The sequence below is a fragment of the Mesorhizobium sp. P160219 genome (assembly GCF_057786095.1).
The window spans coordinates 6,515,467-6,531,809 of the sequence record NZ_JBYNWG010000001.1; the positions used below are offsets into that span (position 1 = coordinate 6,515,467).

At 63.3% G+C, this 16,343-nt stretch carries 21 protein-coding genes; 10 read left to right on the forward strand and 11 right to left on the reverse strand.

What is annotated here, in order from left to right; all coding sequences use genetic code 11:
• The first annotated feature begins 113 nt into the window (after positions 1–113).
• From AC3EMP_RS31555 to AC3EMP_RS31570, 4 genes are all read left to right on the forward strand, one after another.
• Entirely contained in the window at positions 114–1,022 is a 909-nt protein-coding gene (locus tag AC3EMP_RS31555; protein WP_023714115.1) for a ribokinase, read from the forward strand.
• Positions 1,019–2,479 (forward strand): amidase, encoded by a 1,461-nt coding sequence (locus AC3EMP_RS31560; protein WP_352711712.1) that lies wholly within the window; start codon positions 1,019–1,021, stop codon positions 2,477–2,479. The genes AC3EMP_RS31555 and AC3EMP_RS31560 overlap by 4 nt, the downstream gene beginning before the upstream one ends.
• Positions 2,480–2,575: 96 nt before the next feature.
• On the forward strand, positions 2,576–3,190 hold the full coding sequence (locus AC3EMP_RS31565; RefSeq protein ID WP_023686563.1) for a LysE family translocator: 615 nt from the start codon (positions 2,576–2,578) through the stop codon (positions 3,188–3,190).
• A gap of 141 nt (positions 3,191–3,331) precedes the next feature.
• Positions 3,332–3,604 (forward strand): hypothetical protein, encoded by a 273-nt coding sequence (locus AC3EMP_RS31570; RefSeq protein WP_245262509.1) that lies wholly within the window; start codon positions 3,332–3,334, stop codon positions 3,602–3,604.
• A 209-nt stretch (positions 3,605–3,813) separates the two neighbouring features.
• On the opposite strand, the gene AC3EMP_RS31575 is transcribed toward AC3EMP_RS31570, so the two are convergent.
• Positions 3,814–4,755: a nucleoside hydrolase gene (locus AC3EMP_RS31575; RefSeq protein ID WP_023698210.1), complete on the reverse strand. Its 942-nt coding sequence runs from the start codon at positions 4,753–4,755 to the stop codon at positions 3,814–3,816.
• A gap of 144 nt (positions 4,756–4,899) precedes the next feature.
• On the opposite strand from AC3EMP_RS31575, the gene AC3EMP_RS31580 reads away from it, so the two are divergent.
• On the forward strand, positions 4,900–5,325 hold the full coding sequence (locus AC3EMP_RS31580; protein ID WP_023669741.1) for an Hsp20 family protein: 426 nt from the start codon (positions 4,900–4,902) through the stop codon (positions 5,323–5,325).
• A gap of 64 nt (positions 5,326–5,389) precedes the next feature.
• Positions 5,390–5,647, forward strand: coding sequence for a BQ00720 family protein (locus AC3EMP_RS31585; protein ID WP_023686566.1), 258 nt, complete (start codon positions 5,390–5,392; stop codon positions 5,645–5,647).
• A 71-nt stretch (positions 5,648–5,718) separates the two neighbouring features.
• On the opposite strand, the gene ptsN is transcribed toward AC3EMP_RS31585, so the two are convergent.
• From ptsN to lptC, 6 genes are all read right to left on the reverse strand, one after another.
• Entirely contained in the window at positions 5,719–6,183 is a 465-nt protein-coding gene (ptsN, locus tag AC3EMP_RS31590; RefSeq protein ID WP_023669743.1) for a PTS IIA-like nitrogen regulatory protein PtsN, read from the reverse strand.
• A gap of 108 nt (positions 6,184–6,291) precedes the next feature.
• Positions 6,292–6,876 (reverse strand): ribosome hibernation-promoting factor, HPF/YfiA family, encoded by a 585-nt coding sequence (gene hpf, locus AC3EMP_RS31595; protein WP_023683071.1) that lies wholly within the window; start codon positions 6,874–6,876, stop codon positions 6,292–6,294.
• Between the two features lie 397 nt (positions 6,877–7,273).
• The gene (gene rpoN, locus AC3EMP_RS31600) at positions 7,274–8,800 is read right to left on the reverse strand and encodes an RNA polymerase factor sigma-54 (protein ID WP_023686567.1); all 1,527 of its coding nucleotides are present in this window, start codon (positions 8,798–8,800) and stop codon (positions 7,274–7,276) included.
• 214 nt (positions 8,801–9,014) lie between these two features.
• Positions 9,015–9,833: an LPS export ABC transporter ATP-binding protein gene (lptB, locus tag AC3EMP_RS31605; RefSeq protein ID WP_023669746.1), complete on the reverse strand. Its 819-nt coding sequence runs from the start codon at positions 9,831–9,833 to the stop codon at positions 9,015–9,017.
• Positions 9,830–10,414, reverse strand: a complete 585-nt coding sequence (locus tag AC3EMP_RS31610; RefSeq protein ID WP_023683069.1) for an LptA/OstA family protein — start codon at positions 10,412–10,414, stop codon at positions 9,830–9,832. Before AC3EMP_RS31610 ends, lptB begins: the two co-directional genes overlap by 4 nt.
• The gene (lptC, locus tag AC3EMP_RS31615; RefSeq protein WP_023669748.1) at positions 10,401–11,114 is read right to left on the reverse strand and encodes an LPS export ABC transporter periplasmic protein LptC; all 714 of its coding nucleotides are present in this window, start codon (positions 11,112–11,114) and stop codon (positions 10,401–10,403) included. Before lptC ends, AC3EMP_RS31610 begins: the two co-directional genes overlap by 14 nt.
• Positions 11,115–11,409: 295 nt before the next feature.
• Here lptC and sppA point away from each other — a divergent pair, with 295 nt between their 5' ends.
• The 4 genes from sppA (at position 11,410) to lhpI (ending at position 14,126) form a co-directional block, all read left to right on the forward strand.
• The gene (gene sppA, locus AC3EMP_RS31620) at positions 11,410–12,366 is read left to right on the forward strand and encodes a signal peptide peptidase SppA (protein WP_023698204.1); all 957 of its coding nucleotides are present in this window, start codon (positions 11,410–11,412) and stop codon (positions 12,364–12,366) included.
• A gap of 80 nt (positions 12,367–12,446) precedes the next feature.
• Entirely contained in the window at positions 12,447–12,731 is a 285-nt protein-coding gene (locus AC3EMP_RS31625) for an integration host factor subunit beta (protein WP_006200394.1), read from the forward strand.
• 53 nt (positions 12,732–12,784) lie between these two features.
• Positions 12,785–13,129, forward strand: a complete 345-nt coding sequence (locus tag AC3EMP_RS31630; protein WP_023691965.1) for a lipopolysaccharide assembly protein LapA domain-containing protein — start codon at positions 12,785–12,787, stop codon at positions 13,127–13,129.
• A gap of 31 nt (positions 13,130–13,160) precedes the next feature.
• Positions 13,161–14,126: a bifunctional Delta(1)-pyrroline-2-carboxylate/Delta(1)-piperideine-2-carboxylate reductase gene (lhpI, locus tag AC3EMP_RS31635; RefSeq protein WP_352463571.1), complete on the forward strand. Its 966-nt coding sequence runs from the start codon at positions 13,161–13,163 to the stop codon at positions 14,124–14,126.
• Here the strand turns inward: lhpI and AC3EMP_RS31640 are convergent.
• The 4 genes from AC3EMP_RS31640 to AC3EMP_RS31655 all read right to left on the reverse strand — a co-directional run bounded on the left by AC3EMP_RS31640 (position 14,116) and on the right by AC3EMP_RS31655 (position 16,287).
• The gene (locus AC3EMP_RS31640) at positions 14,116–14,538 is read right to left on the reverse strand and encodes a VOC family protein (protein WP_352711715.1); all 423 of its coding nucleotides are present in this window, start codon (positions 14,536–14,538) and stop codon (positions 14,116–14,118) included. The two genes, lhpI and AC3EMP_RS31640, sit on opposite strands and share 11 nt — an antisense overlap.
• A gap of 120 nt (positions 14,539–14,658) precedes the next feature.
• Positions 14,659–15,090 (reverse strand): EVE domain-containing protein, encoded by a 432-nt coding sequence (locus AC3EMP_RS31645; RefSeq protein ID WP_352711717.1) that lies wholly within the window; start codon positions 15,088–15,090, stop codon positions 14,659–14,661.
• Positions 15,087–15,497, reverse strand: a complete 411-nt coding sequence (locus tag AC3EMP_RS31650; RefSeq protein WP_023698200.1) for a VOC family protein — start codon at positions 15,495–15,497, stop codon at positions 15,087–15,089. The genes AC3EMP_RS31645 and AC3EMP_RS31650 overlap by 4 nt, the downstream gene beginning before the upstream one ends.
• Positions 15,498–15,588: 91 nt before the next feature.
• Positions 15,589–16,287 (reverse strand): helix-turn-helix transcriptional regulator, encoded by a 699-nt coding sequence (locus tag AC3EMP_RS31655; RefSeq protein WP_023698199.1) that lies wholly within the window; start codon positions 16,285–16,287, stop codon positions 15,589–15,591.
• Positions 16,288–16,343: the final 56 nt, after the last annotated feature.

The window sequence follows — 16,343 nt, forward strand, 5'->3', positions numbered from 1 at the left end:
AATCCCTTCGCCGGTGTTTTTCTTTTTGCGAGCTCCCGGCGCAAAACATCCGCACGCTCTGGCAAGCCGCCGGCTTACAGGTTAGCTTCCCGCGCATTCCGCAGGAGGCTTTCTTGATCATCGTTGTCGGCTCGATCAACCTCGACCTTATCGCCAATGTCGACCGCCTGCCTTCGCCGGGCGAGACGGTCCGCGGCTCCGGCTTCACCACCGCGCCCGGCGGCAAGGGCGCCAACCAGGCGCTGGCTGCGGCGCGCGCCGGCGCCAAGGTGCGCATGGTCGGCGCCGTCGGCAAGGACAATTTCGCAACCGAAGCCCTCGCTTTGCTCGTGGCCGGCAAGGTCGATCTCTCCGGCGTCGGCCAGAGCTTCGCCTCCACCGGCACGGCGCTGATCCTCGTCGGCGCCGATGGCGAGAATGTCATCGCCGTGGTGCCGGGCGCCAATGATTCGGTGCTGCCCGGCGATCTCGCCAAGGCTTTCCTTGCGAAGGGCGACGTCGTCCTGCTGCAGCACGAGATCCCGTTGCAGACTGTCGATGCAGCGCTCGACGCCGCACGCGCCGCCGCCGCGGTCACCGTGCTCAACACCGCGCCGTTCCGTAGCGAGGCGGCAGCGTTGCTCGGCAAGGCCGACTACGCCGTCGCCAACGAAACCGAATTCGACCTTTACGGCGAGGCGCTGTCGCTGAAAGGCCGCGACCGCCCGGCGCGCATGCGCGACTTCGCCGGCAAAACCGGCCGCACCATCGTCGTCACGCTCGGCGGCGACGGCGTGCTGGCGGCGACCCCGGAGGATTTCCTGACCGTGCCGGCGCTGAAAATCACGCCGGTCGACACGGTCGGGGCCGGCGATACTTTTTGCGGTTATCTCGCTGCCGGGCTGGCGTCCAACCTGCCGCTGGAGCAGGCTCTCACTCGCGCCGCAGCCGCCGGCTCGCTCGCCTGCCTGAAGCCCGGCGCCCAGCCGGCCATCCCGCTAGCGGCGGATGTCGACACCGCCCTGCGCAACAACGCCGGATGACAGCCCTGCGCCCCGCAACGAAGCACGCCGTGCCCCCCGCCGGCGACATCTGCCAGATGTCCGCTGTCGACCTGGCCGAGGCGATCCGGCTGCGCCGCCTGTCCGTGCGCGAGTTGGTCGCCGCATTCCTCGACCGCATCGACGCGGTAAACCCGCTGGTCAACGCCATCGTCTCGTTGCGCGAGCGCTCCGACATCCTGCGCGAGGCCGACGCGGCGGACGCCGATCTGGCGCAAGGCGGGCCGGCCGGCTCGCTGTTTGGCCTGCCGGTGGCGATAAAGGACCTCGCCATGACTCGAGGCTTGAGGACCAGTTTCGGCTCGCCGATCTTCGCCGATTTCGTGCCGCAGGAGGATGATTTCTTCGTCGAGCGCATCCGCAAGGCCGGCGCCATCATCATCGGCAAGACCAATGTTCCCGAATTCGGGCTGGGATCCAACACCTATAACAACGTGTTCGGCCCGACGCTGAACGCCTTCGATCCGGCGCTCACCGCAGGCGGGTCGAGCGGCGGCGCTGCGGTCGCCCTTGCACTCGACATGGTTCCGGTCGCCGACGGCAGCGATTTCGGCGGCTCGCTGCGCAATCCGGCGGCGTGGAACAATGTCTATGGCTTCCGCCCGTCGCAGGGCCTTGTCCCCGGAGGGCCGGACCTGGAAGTCTTTCATGCTCAGATGGGCATAGACGGGCCGATGGGCCGCAGCATCAGCGACATGGCGCTGCTGCTCGACGTGCAGGCGGGCTACCATCCGCATGCGCCCTTGTCCTGGGAAAAGCCTGGTTCATTCCTCGGAGGGCTGGCAACGCCGGCAAGCGGCGGCCGCGTCGGCTGGCTCGGTGATCTCGGCGGTCACCTGCCGGTAGAGCCTGGCATCCTCGATCTGTGCGAGGCCGCACTCGGCCGCTTCGCGGAGGCATCCTTCCTGACCGAGCCCTTGCTGCCGGATTTCGATTTCGAGGCACTGTGGCAAGCCTTCGTGACGCTGCGCCAGGCGAGCAGCGGCTCGGCGCTGAAAGTCCATTATGACGACCCGCACAAGCGCGCCCTGCTGAAGCCGGAAGCCGTCTGGGAGGTGGAGAACGCCATGCGGCTGACGGCGCCGCAAATCCGCGCGGCCTCGGTCATCCGCACCGCCTGGCACCGGACGCTGCTGTCGCTGTTCGAGCACTTCGATCTCATCGCGCTGCCGACTGCGCAGGTGTTTCCTTTCGACGTCGACACGCATTGGCCAAGTGAGGTCGCCGGGCGGACGATGGACAGCTACCATCGCTGGATGCAGGTTTCGGCCTTCGCCACGCTCGGCGGCTGTCCTGCGCTCAACGTGCCGGTCGGCTTCGACGACAAAGGCCGTCCCATGGGCATGCAGCTGATCGGACGCCCGCGCGGCGACCTCGCCGTGCTCAGGGCCGGCGCGGCCTATGAGGCGACCTTGCCTTGGCAGGCGGGGGCGTCCTGACGCGAGGGGCGGCACGGTCTGCGACGGCTTGCACCAGCCCCGCCGCCATGCATTGATTGCAGCCAGCCGCCTAAGCGCATCCTCGAGGAAATCCCCATGTCGCTGGAACTCTACGCCGCCTATGTCCTTGCCTGCATCGTCATCATCCTGGTGCCCGGTCCGACGGTGACGCTGATCATCGCCAACAGCATCCGCCATGGCTACCGCGCCGGCCTTGCCAATGTCGCCGGCACGCAGGCTGGGCTCGCCGTGATGATCGCCATTGTCGGCATCGGCCTCAACACGCTGATATCGGGCATGGGCCACTGGTTCGAATGGGTACGCCTGATCGGCGCCGCCTATCTGATCTGGATGGGCGTGCAGATGTTCCGCGCCAAGGGCACGCTGAACGCCGACGGCACGGCGAGAAAGCCGCGTGGCGGCTTCTTCCTGCAGGGTCTGCTGGTGGCGCTCAGCAACCCCAAGACCCTGGTGTTCTTCGGCGCCTTCTTCCCGCAATTCATCGCCCCGCAGGGCAATTACACCCTGCAGATCGTCGTCATGGGCCTCACCGCCATGATCTTCGCCGCCGTCTCGGATTCCACCTATGCTCTCGCCGCCAGCCGCGCCGGCCGCCTGCTCTCGGCCAGCCGCATCAAGCTGATGTCCAGGATCAGCGGCAGCTTTCTGGTCGGCGGCGGCCTGTGGCTGGCGTTTTCCAAGGCGAAGTGACGACCGCCAACGGTCGTTCCCAACGGAGCCGGTACGTGAAGGCTGATTGAAAGTCAGTCTTCACGCCACCACATGAATCGGCGTGGGGGATTCACGTCGATGTCATGGACTTACGCTGGCATAAAAAGGGACGCGCCCGGCGTGGTCCTGATCGTCGTCCTGTTTGCGGTGATGGTTCCTTCGGCTCTCTACAAATGGACGAATGATGCGAGCTCCATCCGGTCGGTCGAGCCAATCGACGCAACGGTCAAAAGTACCCATTCGGACAACGGCCGCACGCTTTATCTGGTTGCACTCGAAACCGGTTCGTCCATTCTGGTCGAAGACGACCTCCCGCATCTGATCGGCGCGCCGGCAAGATTGGAGCGCGTCACGCGCGAGAATGGAATGGTCTTCTATCGATTTGCAAAGTGAACGGCGGCGGCGCCTTCCTTCTCCCCTGTGGGAGAAGGTGGATCGGCGCGATAGCGCCGAGACGGATGAGGGGTGTTCCAGCGGAGTGAGACGTGGGCGTTCCCTGGAACACCCCACATCCGCCGCCTTCGGCGACACCGCCCGGGGGCGAGCCACTTGTCTCGCCCCGTCCCTTCGGAACCCACAATGGGGAGAAAGGAAAGACAGAGCTAAAGCCGAGCCAACCGCTCCACCAGCAGCGCGAAAAAGGCGTCATGGTCGATGTCGCGCATCACCATGGCGTTCTTCGGCCGCTTGGTCACGCCCCACCAGTCGATCACGGTCATGCCCATGGTGAGTTCGGAGGTGGTTTCGACGGTGACGTTGCAGTTGCGGCCCTTGAACAGCTCCGGCTTCAACAGATAGGCGATGACGCAGGGGTCGTGCAGCGGGCCGCCATCGGTGCCGTATTTCTCCTCGTCGAAGCGCTCGAAGAACTCCAGCATCTCGGCCGTCGCGGTGCCGACCCTGGTGCCGAGCTGGCGGATGGCCTGCGTGCGCTTGGCCGTGGTCAGCGCCTTGTGGGTGACGTCGAGCGGCATCATGACGATCGGAATGCCGGATTTGAACACCAGGTCGGCGGCTTGCGGATCGACATAGATGTTGAATTCTGCGGTCGGCGTGACATTGCCGCCTTCGAAGAAACCGCCGCCCATCAGTACGATTTCCTTGATGCGCGGCGCGATCTTCGGCTCACGGATCAGCGCCAGCGCGACATTGGTGAGAGGGCCGAGCGCGCACAGGGTGATCGTACCGGCCTCTTCCTTCATCAGGGTCTCGACGATGAAGTCGACCGCATACTGGCCCTGCAGCTTCATCTTCGGATCTGGCAGTTGCGGGCCGTTGAGGCCGGTCTTGCCATGCACTTCCTCGGCGGTGACCAGTTCGCGCGCCAACGGGCGGATGGCGCCTGCATAGACCTTGATATCGGGCCGTCCGGCCAGTTCGCAGATTTTCCTGGCGTTCTTTTCGGTCAATTTCAGCGGCACGTTACCGGCAACAGCAGAGATGCCGACGATCTCCAGCTCGGCGCTGCCGAGCGCCAGCAATATGGCGACGGCATCGTCCTGGCCGGGATCCGTGTCGATGATGATCTTGCGGGTCTGGGGCATTTCATTTCCTTATGCGGGGGAGTCTTTTTGGCGGGGGTGTTCGGCGGCTTGAACTTGGCCGCGGCGCGGACCATATCAAGACCATCGGGAAAAATGCCATCCGGGTTTTTCCAGTTTATGTCGCTCCAAAGAGGACAGTGTAACATGAGCCGAATGACGCCCTTCTCCAGCCCGCTTCTCCTTGGTTTCGATGCCATGGAAAAGACCCTGGAACGACTGGCGAAATCCGGTGACAGCTATCCTCCCTACAACATCGAGCGCCTCAGCGGTGCCGACGGCAAGGCCGAAAGGCTGCGCATTACGCTGGCTGTCGCGGGTTTCGCCGAAAGCGATCTCGATGTCACCACGGAGGAAAACCAGCTGGTCGTGCGCGGCCGTCAAACCGACGACACCGAGCGCGAATTCCTCCACCGCGGCATCGCCGCGCGCCAGTTCCAGCGCTGTTTCGTGCTGGCCGACGGCATGCGGGTGATCGCAGCGGAACTGAAGAACGGCCTTTTGTCGATCGATCTCGATCGGCCGGATACCGAACGGCTGGTACGGAAAATAAATATATCGGTGAAAGACTGATCTTTACCGATGGCTCTCATGCGGGATGGCCTTGAGCGGCGTCCTCGCGCCAAGGAGGCTTGAAATGACCAGAACTGACGAAACCATCATCATGACCAGCGGCGAATTCGCCCATCTCGGCGAAGGCTCGGTCGCTTATCTGCGCAAGGTCTCGAGCGACGAATTGCTCGGCCGCTTCCCCAATCTGGGCGAAATCGCGCCCGGCATGGTGCTGTGGGCGCTGTTTGCCGCCAACGGCCAGCCGATCCTGCTTTCGGATGCCAAGGACCGGGCTTTGGCCGGCGCCATGGAAAACGACCTGACCACTGTCGCCATTCACTAAGGCGACCGCTGGCGGTTGAAATGGAGAGGGCCGCCTTCGGCGGCCCCTGGAAGACTTAATTCCAAAGAACTTCAGGCGGCGTGCGAGGCCTGCGTGTCCGACAGCAGAGCGTGGATGGCGACCGCGTCGCGCGTGCCCCTGATCTTGGCCACCGTGTCGGCGTCGCGCAAAACCCTGGCGATGCGCGACAGTGCCTTGAGGTGATCGGCGCCGGCGCCTTCCGGGGCCAGCAGCAAAAACACCAGATCGACCGGCTGGTCATCCAGGGCCTCGAAATCGACCGGCGTCTCCAGCCGGGCAAAGACGCCGGCGATGCGCTTCACCCCGGCGAGCTTGCCGTGCGGAATGGCGATGCCGTTGCCGACGCCGGTGGAGCCCAGCCGTTCGCGCTGCAGGATGGTGTCGAACACTTCGCGCTCCGGAATGCCGGAAATCGCCGCCGCTCTCTCGGACAGCAACTGCAAAAGCTGCTTTTTGGAGTTCGCCTTCAACGCCGGCAAGATCGCCGGAACGTTGAGAAGATCGCTCAGATCCATATTTGAAATCCCTTATTCGCCTGCCGTCGCCAGTCCTCGCCCCTCGCGCGGCTGGCTATTATCCCTGTGCGACCATTGTCGTCACCTGTGCGACCATTGTCGTTGTCGTCACGCCTGTGCGACTTTGGTCGTCGACGGGTCGATCCAGCCGATATTTCCGTCCGGCCGCCGATAGACGATGTTGAGGTGGTCGTTTCCGGCGTTGCGGAAGACGAAAACCGGGCTGTCCTTGGTGTCGAGTTCGATAACCGCCGACGCCACCGACATGGTCTGCAGCGTCATGGTTGATTCGGCGACGATGGCCGGGGCGTAGTCCTCCGGAATGTCCTCATCGTCATCGGTCAGCGGCGCCATCACCGTATAGGCGATGTCGGTGATTTCACCATTTCCAGTGCCTGAATTGTGCGATTTCAGACGGCGTTTGTAGCGCCGCAGCCTGGTTTCGAGGCGGTCCGCGGCCGCCTCGAAGGCAAGTGTCGGATCCTGGGAATCGCCGGTTGCCTGCAGCGAAGCGCCGGAATCCAGCCTGATCATGCAATCGGCCGAGTAACGCGACCCCGATTTGATGACCGTGACGTGCCCTGAAAAACCGCGATCGAAATATTTTCCAATCGCCTCGCCGACACGATCGGTAATGCGCGTACGCAACGCATCGCCGATATCCATGTGTTTACCCGATATGCGCAATTTCATCTGAAAACTGACCTTCCTTGCTCAGGCTTCAAACTGGCCAGAGTTTATACTCGTGATCCGTGCGCACAAGCTTTGCGGCGTCAACTCGCGCCGATTTTAGATCCGAACTTTCCGGTTGATCACAATCCGCCTTCTTGGCCGTCCCGTGGCCTTCATCGTGACGGACCATCCGCATGCGGGCCGCGAGCCCGTCTCATGCGGGCGGGCTTCTAGACACTTCATTGCAGCTTGTCAATTAATGCATGTCGCCCAGAAGTGCGCTGCGGTTCTGGGACAACGACATGCATCAAAACAAAGACTTAAAGCGCGTCGCATGAATCCGTTTCAGCGCGACGCGCTTTAAGGTCGAAAGTTGTGGAAATCCAACCATAGCAAAAGCCTTGCCGGGCAAGCAGAGCTAGCGCCCCGCGCTCGCCAGAGCGCGCTTTTCACGCCGCCGCTGCACCGACGAGGGAATATTCATACCCTCCCGGTACTTGGCCACCGTGCGCCGGGCAATATCGACGCCGCTTTCCTTCAACATATCGACGATTGCGTCATCGGACAGCACATCGGCGGGCTTTTCCTCGTCGATCAGCTGCTTGATGCGGTCGCGCACCGCTTCCGAGGAATGCGCATCACCGCCGCCCGACGCCGCGATCGAAGCCGTGAAGAAATAACGCAGCTCGAACACGCCACGCGGCGTCAGCATGTATTTGTTGGCCGTCACCCGGCTGACGGTCGATTCATGCATGCCGATGGCATCGGCCACCGTGCGCAGGTTGAGCGGCCTGAGCTGGCGCACGCCATGGACGAGAAAAGCGTCCTGCTGGCGCACGATTTCCGACGCCACTTTCAGGATCGTCTTTGCCCGCTGGTCGAGGCTCCGCGTCAGCCAGTTGGCATTCTGCAGGCATTCGGCCAGGAAATCCTTCTCCGCCTGATTCTTCGCATGCGGCGAGACCTGGGCGAAATAGATGTGATCGACCAGCACGCGCGGCAGCGTCTCGGCATTGAGCTCGACCGTCCAGCTACCGTCATTGGCGGCACGGACTTCGACATCGGCGACGATGGCATCGCTGGCGCCGCCTGAAAATGCCGTGCCCGGACGCGGATCGAGCGCGCGGATTTCGGCCAGCATGTCGAGAAGATCCTCCTCGTCAACCCCGCAAAGCCGCTTCAGCGTCTGGAAATCGCGCCGCGCCAGGAGTTCGAGGTTGCCGATCAGCGTTTTCATCGCCGGATCGAGACGATCGCGCATGGCAAGTTGCAGCGACAGGCATTCGGCAAGGTCGCGCGCAAACAGGCCGACCGGCTCGAATGTGTGGCAGGCTGCCAGCACATTGGCCACCATCGCCTGATCGGCGCCGAGCCGTTTGGCGATCTCGGCGGGATCGGCGCGCAGATAGCCGGCCTCGTCCAGGCCGTCGGCCAGTTCGGCTGCGATCAGCCTTGCGGCCGGATCGGCAAAGGCAAGCGCGATCTGCTCGCCGACATGCTGGCGCAGCGTGATCGCCGCGGCGGCCATGTCGCCGACGTCGAAGCCTTCGGAAGAACCGGACGAACTATTGCCGGTGGCCGACTTCCACTGCGCCGTCAGGTCCGGACCGAGCCGCTCGCTGGTGCCGGGATCGTCGGGGAACAGATTTTCCAGCGAGCTGTCGAGCTTGTCGGAGATCGCTTCGGCGCTCCACGCCGTCTCGTTTTCGAACCAGTCGCCATCGGCGGCAGGCTCAGGAGCGGCATCGCCCTTCTGCACCTGGTCGCTTGCGGCGTCATCCTGGGGCTCGGCGCGCTCCAGCAGCGGATTGCGCTCGATCTCGTCGTCGATGAAGTGGTCGAGCTCGACATGGGTGAGCTGCAACAGCCTGATCGACTGCATCAGCTGCGGCGTCATCACCAGCGACTGGGATTGTCGTAGCTGTAGTTTCGCCGCCAACGCCATGGTTCGGTTTCAAACGCCCTTCTGCACCCGGAAGCCTACACATCAGAAGCTGCCGGAAAATGAATTTTTCCGACCTTCCATAGAAACTGGCCCGGCTTTTGCTTGTCAAGGCGAACGATGGCAAAAGGCCCCTACCGAAGCATTATCTCACGCAAAATCGGAGAAAAAAGCCCGGCGGGGCGGCAAAAATCACGTCAGGAAACAAATTTCACGCTCAGAGCGTGAAACCTTCGCCGAGGTAGAGCCGGCGCACATCGGGGTTCGCCACCACCTCGTCGGCACGGCCATGAGTCAGCACCTGGCCGGCATGGATGATGTAGGCGCGGTCGATGAGGCCGAGCGTTTCGCGCACATTGTGGTCGGTAATCAGCACGCCGATGCCGCGCGCCGTTAGATGACGAACCAGCTGCTGGATGTCGGCGACGGCAATCGGGTCGATGCCGGCGAACGGCTCGTCGAGCAGCATGTAGGCCGGGCGCGTCGCCAAAGCTCGGGCGATCTCAAGACGCCGCCGCTCGCCACCCGACAGCGACATGGACGGCGACTTCCGCAGATGGCTGATGTGAAATTCCTCGAGCAGTTCGTCGAGATTGCGCTCGCGCACCTTGCGGTCCTTCTCAACCACTTCGAGCACGGCGCGGATGTTCTGCTCGACATTCAGGCCGCGGAAGATCGAGGCTTCCTGCGGCAAATAGCCGATGCCGAGGCGGGCGCGGCGGTACATCGGCATCGAGGTGACGTCGAAACCGTCGATCTCGATCGTTCCCTCATCGACCGGCACCAAGCCGGTGACCATGTAGAAACAGGTGGTCTTGCCGGCGCCGTTCGGCCCGAGCAGCCCGACAGCCTCGCCGGCGCGCACGCCGATGGTGACACCGCTGACCACCTTGCGGCCCTTGTAGCTCTTGGTCAGACCCTTGGCGATCAGGGTGCCCTTGAACTTCGAGGAATCAACGGTGACTGTGGCCGGTGCTGCAAGTTTACTGGCCGCCCGTCCCGGAAGGCGGGTCAGCAGCGAAGACACGCCAGTCATTCGGGCTTCGGGGCCTCGGATTTCGGTGGCGGCGTCATCGACATGATGACGCGCCCGCCGCAGCCATCGACCTGAGCAAGGCCGCTTTTCATCTGCACGGTGAGCTTGCAGCCCTTGAGGACGTTGGGTCCTTGGGACAAGACGACCTCCTTGCCCGACAGAACAAGCACCTGCGTCTTCATGTCGAACGTGGCGTTGTCGCCGGTGGCGATCTGGTCATTCGACTTGATGTAGACTTTGTTCTTGACCACCAGATGGTCGATATTGGCCGAACCGGTCATCGCCGAAGCGCCGGCGGCAGCACCTTTGGCGGCGTTGGGGTCCTTGACGTAGTAGACCTCCATGCTGCCGGCCTTGAGCAGCGTCGGCCCTTGCGTGACGGTGACGTTGCCGCTGAACAGCGCCATGCTGTCGGCCTGGCGGACCTCAAGTTTGTCGCTCTCGATCTGGATCGGCTGGTCGCCCGACAGTTTGAGCCCGGATTGGCTGCTGGCGCTGGACTGAGCCCAGGACGGCGCCATACCCAGCAACAGCAAGGCCGAAGCTGCGGCGACAAGCCGTGCCGAATTACTGGGACGCATTCGTTTCTCCGCTCTTTGCCTCTGCCGCCTTCATAGTGGCCGGATCGATGTGAACGCTTACCTTGTTCTCGAAAACGATGACCTTGCCATTGTCTTCGACCGACATTGAACCCGCGGTGATCCGCGAGCCGTTACGGCTGACATCGACCGCATCACCTGTCTTCATAGAGCCTTTGCCCATATCGAGGAAGACCGATTTGAAGATGGCAGCGACGCCGTCGGTGGTGGTGACGGTAACGTCGCTGGTCATGTCCATCGTGTTGGCGTTTCTGTTGTAGATCCCGCGCTTGGCGTCGACGGTCGCCACATTGTCGGCCGTCAGCGGCAATTTGGCATGGATGCCTTCGAGTTCGATGATGTCCTGCTTGCCGACATCCTGAATGGCGCGCAAGGCCGTCAGCGAATAGGGCAGCTTGTCCTTGGTGAAGCCGTTGAGCTTCGGATTGGCCATCACCAGCTTGCCATCCGCGAAAGCGGTGCCGTCTGCCTGTATCGAAATGTTGATCGGCGCCGCCAGATAGGAATAGACCGGAAACGCAACCGCGATCCCGGCGGCAAGCACCGGCACGGCAAACTTAAGCACGCGCACGCGGCGCGAGTGGCGCTGGGCGCGGTCGAAGGCGTCGCCGCGCGTGCCCGCTGGCGCCGTGGGCGCCAAGGCCGCATCGGCGTTGGTCGGTTCGTTCGATCGCGCAAGCATGACTGACTTCTAATAAACCCTTGTCCGCCAAAACACCTGCTATAGGTGGGTTGCCGGCCCCCGCAAGCAAGCACAAGCGGAGGAAAACCGCAAAAATGTGACGGCCGCTGTTTTACAGACGGAACTCAGGCGACACAATTTCGTCACTTCATAGCAGAAACGAACGCGCCGCGTCATTTTTTCCTGAAATGCCTCCGTCGTGAAGGTCGCTTCGTCGCAGGCTCTTGAGGAAGAGGTAGCCGGGCGCGGACGCTTGCTTTAAAAGCATCGCTTCCCACCGACTGTGAGGCAGACCATGGCACTGAGAGCCGACGACCTGATCGACCGCCGCCGCTTGCGGCGCAAGCTGACCTTCTGGCGCGGCGCCGCCATTGCCATCGTGGCCCTTGGGGTGATTGCGCTTGCAAGCTGGTTCTATGGGGGCGACCTCGGCGGTTCTTCCGTCGACCACATCGCCAAGGTCAGGATCGAAGGCACCATCACCGAGGACGAGGAACTGATCAAGCGGCTGGAAACCATCCGCACATCCTCGCAGGTCAAGGGCGTCATCCTGGCGATCGATTCGCCCGGCGGCACCACGGTCGGCGGCGAATCGATCTACGAGGAGGTGCGCAAGCTTGCCGCCGACAAGCCGGTGGTGGCCGAGGTCGGCACGCTGGCCGCATCGGCCGGCTACATGATCGCCAGTGCCAGCGACCATATCGTTGCCCGCAAGACGTCGATCGTCGGCTCGATCGGTGTGCTCATCCAGTATCCCGATGTCAGCGGTCTGATGGACAAGGTCGGCATCAAGCTCGAGGAAGTGAAATCCTCGCCGCTGAAGGCATCGCCCTCGCCCTTCAAGCCGACCAATGAAGACGAGCGAGCCATGGTCCGCAAGCTCATCCTCGACAGCTATGACTGGTTCGTCGGCATCGTCGCCGAGCGCCGCAAAATGACCCGCGATCAGGCACTGGCCCTTGCCGACGGCTCGATCTTCACCGGCCGCCAGGGCCTTGCCAACGGTCTGATCGACGCTGTCGGCGGCGAGAGCGTGGCGATCGACTGGCTGGCGACCAAGGGTGTCGACGCCAAGCTCAAGGTGGTGGAATGGAAGGACACCGAGCGGCGTGGCGGCTTCCTGTTCTCGAAAGCAATAGCGCGCAGCGTCGGCAGCGCGCTCGGCCTGTCGGAGGCCGGCAGCGACGTGCTTCACGAAATTGGCGCGGATCGCTTGTTTCTTGACGGTCTCGTTTCCGTCTGGCACCCTTGATCTGCCGGTTGGGGCGAGTAAAAAAGCAAATAAAATCATCCTGATAATTTGACCGCAGCGCTTTCACGGGGACCTTTCTGATGATCAAATCCGAGCTTGTGCAGATCATTGCCACGCGCAACCCGCATCTTTTCCTGCGCGACGTCGAAAACATCGTGGGAGCGATCTTCGACGAGATCACCGATGCCCTGGCGGAAGGCAATCGGGTCGAGTTGCGTGGCTTCGGCGCTTTTTCGGTGAAAAATCGCCCTGCCCGCACCGGCCGCAACCCGCGCACCGGCGAATCCGTCGAGGTCGAGGAGAAGTGGGTGCCGTTCTTCAAGACCGGCAAGGAATTGCGTGAAAGGCTGAATGGCGGCAAGTAGGCGCGGACCAACGCGCCGGCGTTATCAAGGCCTGCCTTCTCCAGGGAATTTCTATGTTGAACCGCTTCATACTTATCGTGGTCTTCGTGCCGCTCGCCGTCATCCTGATTGCGCTGGCCGTCGCCAACCGCGAGCTGGTCGCCTTCACGCTCGACCCGTTCAACCCCGGCAATCCGAAACTGACGCTGACCTTGCCGCTGTTCATCTTCCTGTTCGTGGCGCTCGCCATCGGCATGGTCGTCGGCAGCCTGGCGACCTGGGTCAAGCAGGGCCGCTACCGCAAGCTGGCGCGCCAGCGCGGCGTCGAGGCCGAGAATTTGCGCCAGGCGGTCAGCCGTATACCCGCCGTGCAGCAGGGCGCGGCCACCGGGCCGGCGCTGCCGAAGCCAACGGCCTGAAGCCGGCGCTTTTATCTTCGCGGAGTTTTGCATGCTGACCATTTCGGCCGACGCTGTCGACCAGGCGCTGACCTTTCCCGGGCTGGTCGAGACATTGCGCGCGGCCTTCCGCGAGGGTGCTGTGCAACCCGTCCGCCATCATCACGGGGTCGAGCGGCCCGACGGTGCCACATCCACGCTGCTTTTGATGCCGGCGTGGACCGACTTCCATGCGGCCGGCACATCGGTCGGGGGTCATATCGGCGTCAAGATCGTCACCGTATCACCCGACAACAACGCCATCGGCAAACCGGCGGTGATGGGGCTCTACCTCCTGCTCAACGGCTCCACCGGCGAGCCCGAAGCGCTGATCGACGGCCAACGGCTAACACAGTGGCGCACCGCTTGCGCCTCGGCGCTGGCGGCCTCCTATCTCGCCCGCGAGGACGCATCGCGGCTTCTGGTGGCCGGCGCCGGCGCGCTGTCGCCGTTCCTCGCCAAGGCGCACTCCGCGGTGCGGCCGATCAAGACCATCCGCATCTGGAACCGCACGCCCGCCAATGCCGAAAAGGTCGCGGCTGATTTGCGCGCGGACGGTTTCAACGCCGAGGCCGCAAGCGATCTCGACGCCGAACTCGCCGAGGCCGACATCGTCTCATCGGCGACGATCACGACGACGCCGCTGGTCAAGGGTGCGCTGCTCAAGCCGGGCGCGCATGTCGATCTGGTCGGCGGCTTCACGCCGACCATGCGCGAGAGCGACGACGACGCGATCGCGCGCGCCCGCGTCTATGTCGACACCCGCGCCGGCGCCACCAAGGAAGCCGGCGACATCGTCCAGCCGCTCGCCTCCGGCGTGCTGAAGCCGGAAGCCATCGTCGCCGATCTGCATGAGCTGGCGCGCGGGGAAAAACAGGGCCGGCAGAGCCCCACTGAGGTCACGCTGTTCAAGTCGGTCGGCGCCGCGCTTGAGGACCTTGCCGCCGGCATTGCCGTCTACAACGCGCTCAAGCAGTAGCGTCTGCGCCGGTTCTGCGATCGAACTTCCTGATCGCTTCCGCGCTGACCGGGGTGAAGAAGTTCACCAGATTGCCATCGGGATCGCGCAGCAGCAGCGACCGGTTACCCCATGGCATCGTCGTCGGCGTCTGTACGAAATCGCCGATGATTTTCGCCAGCCTGCTGTACTCAGCATCAACATCGGCGACGCGAAACTCGATGATCGCTGAGCGATTGGCGGCCGGCTGCGCCACATCAGTTCCGAACAGGGCCAGCGTGTGGGTGCTGCCGATCGCCAGTGTGCAGGACGGCGTTGCCAGTTCGGCGAAATCGTCTGTGAACCAGGTTGCGGTAAGCCCGGTGATCGTGTCGTAGAATGCCACCAAGGGCTTGATCTGATCGGTAATGATGCGGATCGAGACGAAGTCCATCTTATTCTCCTGGGGCAAGCGCGACGCTATCTGAAGACAATCGCTTGTCGCACAACGCTGCTGACAACTTGGTGTCAGCAGCGTTGTCACGGTGCCTTGCCGATCCGGCGGCTGGATGCTTCAGTCGGCCTTCATGGCAGCGCCCATCGCCTCGGCGATCAGCGCGAAATCATGCGCCGTAATTTCGAACAGCCCAAAGCGCAGTTGATAACCCCAGTTCGATTTGCCCGCGGTGAAGTCGAGCTGCTCGAGCAGCGGCTTGATCGGCGCCTCCTCGGCCTTGGCCCATTCGACATCCCTGCGGAACGGCGTGAAGCCACCGCCCATGTCGCCCTGGTAAGGCTCGCCTTCTCGCACGGTGCCGATTGCCGTGAAGGCCTGCAGGCCGTCCTTCTCGCGCAGAATTGTGGTCGGCGAGTAGTAGATGATGCCGTCGCCGGGCTTCATGCGGCGCAAAGGTGCCGCCTTGCCGTGGTTGACCTGCATGAAGCCGGCCTCGCGGCCGCGCCGGATATGTTCGGCGGAAGCGACCGCGATCCAGTGCGCACTCATTTCTGTTCTCCATTGGCCTGTTCCCCATTGGCCTGTTCTCCGTCGTTCAGCCAGTAGACGCGCAGCCGGTGCTTGTCGGGATCGAGCGCAACGAAGGTGCGGCCGAAGTCCATGTCGGTCGGCGTCTGCAGAATGGTCAAGCCGCGTCCTGCCCAGTCCGTGTAGGCGGCGTCCACCGCATCAGGCCGGTCCAACGCGAAGACGAGCTCCGCACCGCCGCCCGCGGCCGCGGCCGACGGCTCCACCGTGTGGCGCGACCACAGGCCGAGCTTGAAGCCATTGTCGAGCACGAACAGCACGAAGGTCGGCGACGTCTCCACCGGCTGGCGTCCCAGCAGCGCACCGTAGAAGGCGCCGCTCCGCTCCGGGCTGTCGACATAAAGGATGACGAAATTGGGGGTGTTCATGTCTGCTCTCCAGGGTTTCGATTGGAGGAGCATAGGTGACCCCACTGTCAGATTCTGGCAGCAGCGTCTTGTGGGCGCGTGGAAAGGAGCATTAAGCGCCAGGCTGGCGCTTCGGTGCGTCCAGCGTCGCGCGCCATTCCTTCAGCAGCGCCTGCCGACGACGCGGATAGCGGATATCCGTGGTGTTGAGCCCCGACATCCGGTCGGAGCGAAAATGTCTGAAATCCTGCCGCGTCTCGCACCAGGCCACCACCACCCGCACCTTGTCGAAAAAGCCGAGCGCGAATGGCCAGATCAAGCGCTCGGAGGCGGCGCCGCCGGCATCGCGGTAAAGAAAGCCGAGTTTTCTCTCGTTGCGGATCGCCTGGCGCACCAGGCCAAGGTCGATGCTTTCGACAGCATCGCCGTGCGGCCCGACCAAAAGCGCGGTCGCATCGAGGTCCTCGCGCAGATCATCCGGCAGCACAGCGGCGATCTTGGCCAGCGCGTCGGTGGCGGCGGCCGACAGCCGCTTGTCCGGTTGTCTGGCAACCCAACGCGATCCCAGAACGATGGCCTCGATCTCCTCGTCGGTGAACATCAGTGGCGGCAGCATGAAGCCGGGTTTCAGCACATAGCCCAGCCCAGCCTCGCCCTCGATCGGCGCGCCTTGCCCCTGCAGCGTGGCAATGTCGCGGTAGAGCGTTCGGATCGAAACGTCCATCTCGCCGGCAAGCGTGCGACCGCTCACCGGCCGGCGATGCCGGCGCAGGATCTGGATCAGGTCGAGCAGGCGTTCGGAACGGGACATGATTCGAGATTTGCCTGTTTCCTCAGCGAGGTCCACCACCTCAGACATTCGCACGC

What these genes read in the sequence shown, in the direction of transcription:
- AC3EMP_RS31560 (WP_352711712.1), top strand. Translation starts at nt 1,019, where the DNA reads ATGACAGCCCTGCGCCCCGCAACGAAGCACGCCGTGCCCCCCGCCGGC.
- AC3EMP_RS31565 (WP_023686563.1), top strand. Translation starts at nt 2,576, where the DNA reads ATGTCGCTGGAACTCTACGCCGCCTATGTCCTTGCCTGCATCGTCATC.
- AC3EMP_RS31575 (WP_023698210.1), bottom strand. Translation starts at nt 4,755, where the DNA reads ATGCCCCAGACCCGCAAGATCATCATCGACACGGATCCCGGCCAGGAC.
- AC3EMP_RS31580 (WP_023669741.1), top strand. Translation starts at nt 4,900, where the DNA reads ATGAGCCGAATGACGCCCTTCTCCAGCCCGCTTCTCCTTGGTTTCGAT.
- AC3EMP_RS31585 (WP_023686566.1), top strand. Translation starts at nt 5,390, where the DNA reads ATGACCAGAACTGACGAAACCATCATCATGACCAGCGGCGAATTCGCC.
- ptsN (WP_023669743.1), bottom strand. Translation starts at nt 6,183, where the DNA reads ATGGATCTGAGCGATCTTCTCAACGTTCCGGCGATCTTGCCGGCGTTG.
- hpf (WP_023683071.1), bottom strand. Translation starts at nt 6,876, where the DNA reads ATGAAATTGCGCATATCGGGTAAACACATGGATATCGGCGATGCGTTG.
- rpoN (WP_023686567.1), bottom strand. Translation starts at nt 8,800, where the DNA reads ATGGCGTTGGCGGCGAAACTACAGCTACGACAATCCCAGTCGCTGGTG.
- lptB (WP_023669746.1), bottom strand. Translation starts at nt 9,833, where the DNA reads ATGACTGGCGTGTCTTCGCTGCTGACCCGCCTTCCGGGACGGGCGGCC.
- AC3EMP_RS31610 (WP_023683069.1), bottom strand. Translation starts at nt 10,414, where the DNA reads ATGCGTCCCAGTAATTCGGCACGGCTTGTCGCCGCAGCTTCGGCCTTG.
- lptC (WP_023669748.1), bottom strand. Translation starts at nt 11,114, where the DNA reads ATGCTTGCGCGATCGAACGAACCGACCAACGCCGATGCGGCCTTGGCG.
- sppA (WP_023698204.1), top strand. Translation starts at nt 11,410, where the DNA reads ATGGCACTGAGAGCCGACGACCTGATCGACCGCCGCCGCTTGCGGCGC.
- AC3EMP_RS31625 (WP_006200394.1), top strand. Translation starts at nt 12,447, where the DNA reads ATGATCAAATCCGAGCTTGTGCAGATCATTGCCACGCGCAACCCGCAT.
- AC3EMP_RS31630 (WP_023691965.1), top strand. Translation starts at nt 12,785, where the DNA reads ATGTTGAACCGCTTCATACTTATCGTGGTCTTCGTGCCGCTCGCCGTC.
- lhpI (WP_352463571.1), top strand. Translation starts at nt 13,161, where the DNA reads ATGCTGACCATTTCGGCCGACGCTGTCGACCAGGCGCTGACCTTTCCC.
- AC3EMP_RS31640 (WP_352711715.1), bottom strand. Translation starts at nt 14,538, where the DNA reads ATGGACTTCGTCTCGATCCGCATCATTACCGATCAGATCAAGCCCTTG.
- AC3EMP_RS31645 (WP_352711717.1), bottom strand. Translation starts at nt 15,090, where the DNA reads ATGAGTGCGCACTGGATCGCGGTCGCTTCCGCCGAACATATCCGGCGC.
- AC3EMP_RS31650 (WP_023698200.1), bottom strand. Translation starts at nt 15,497, where the DNA reads ATGAACACCCCCAATTTCGTCATCCTTTATGTCGACAGCCCGGAGCGG.
- AC3EMP_RS31655 (WP_023698199.1), bottom strand. Translation starts at nt 16,287, where the DNA reads ATGTCCCGTTCCGAACGCCTGCTCGACCTGATCCAGATCCTGCGCCGG.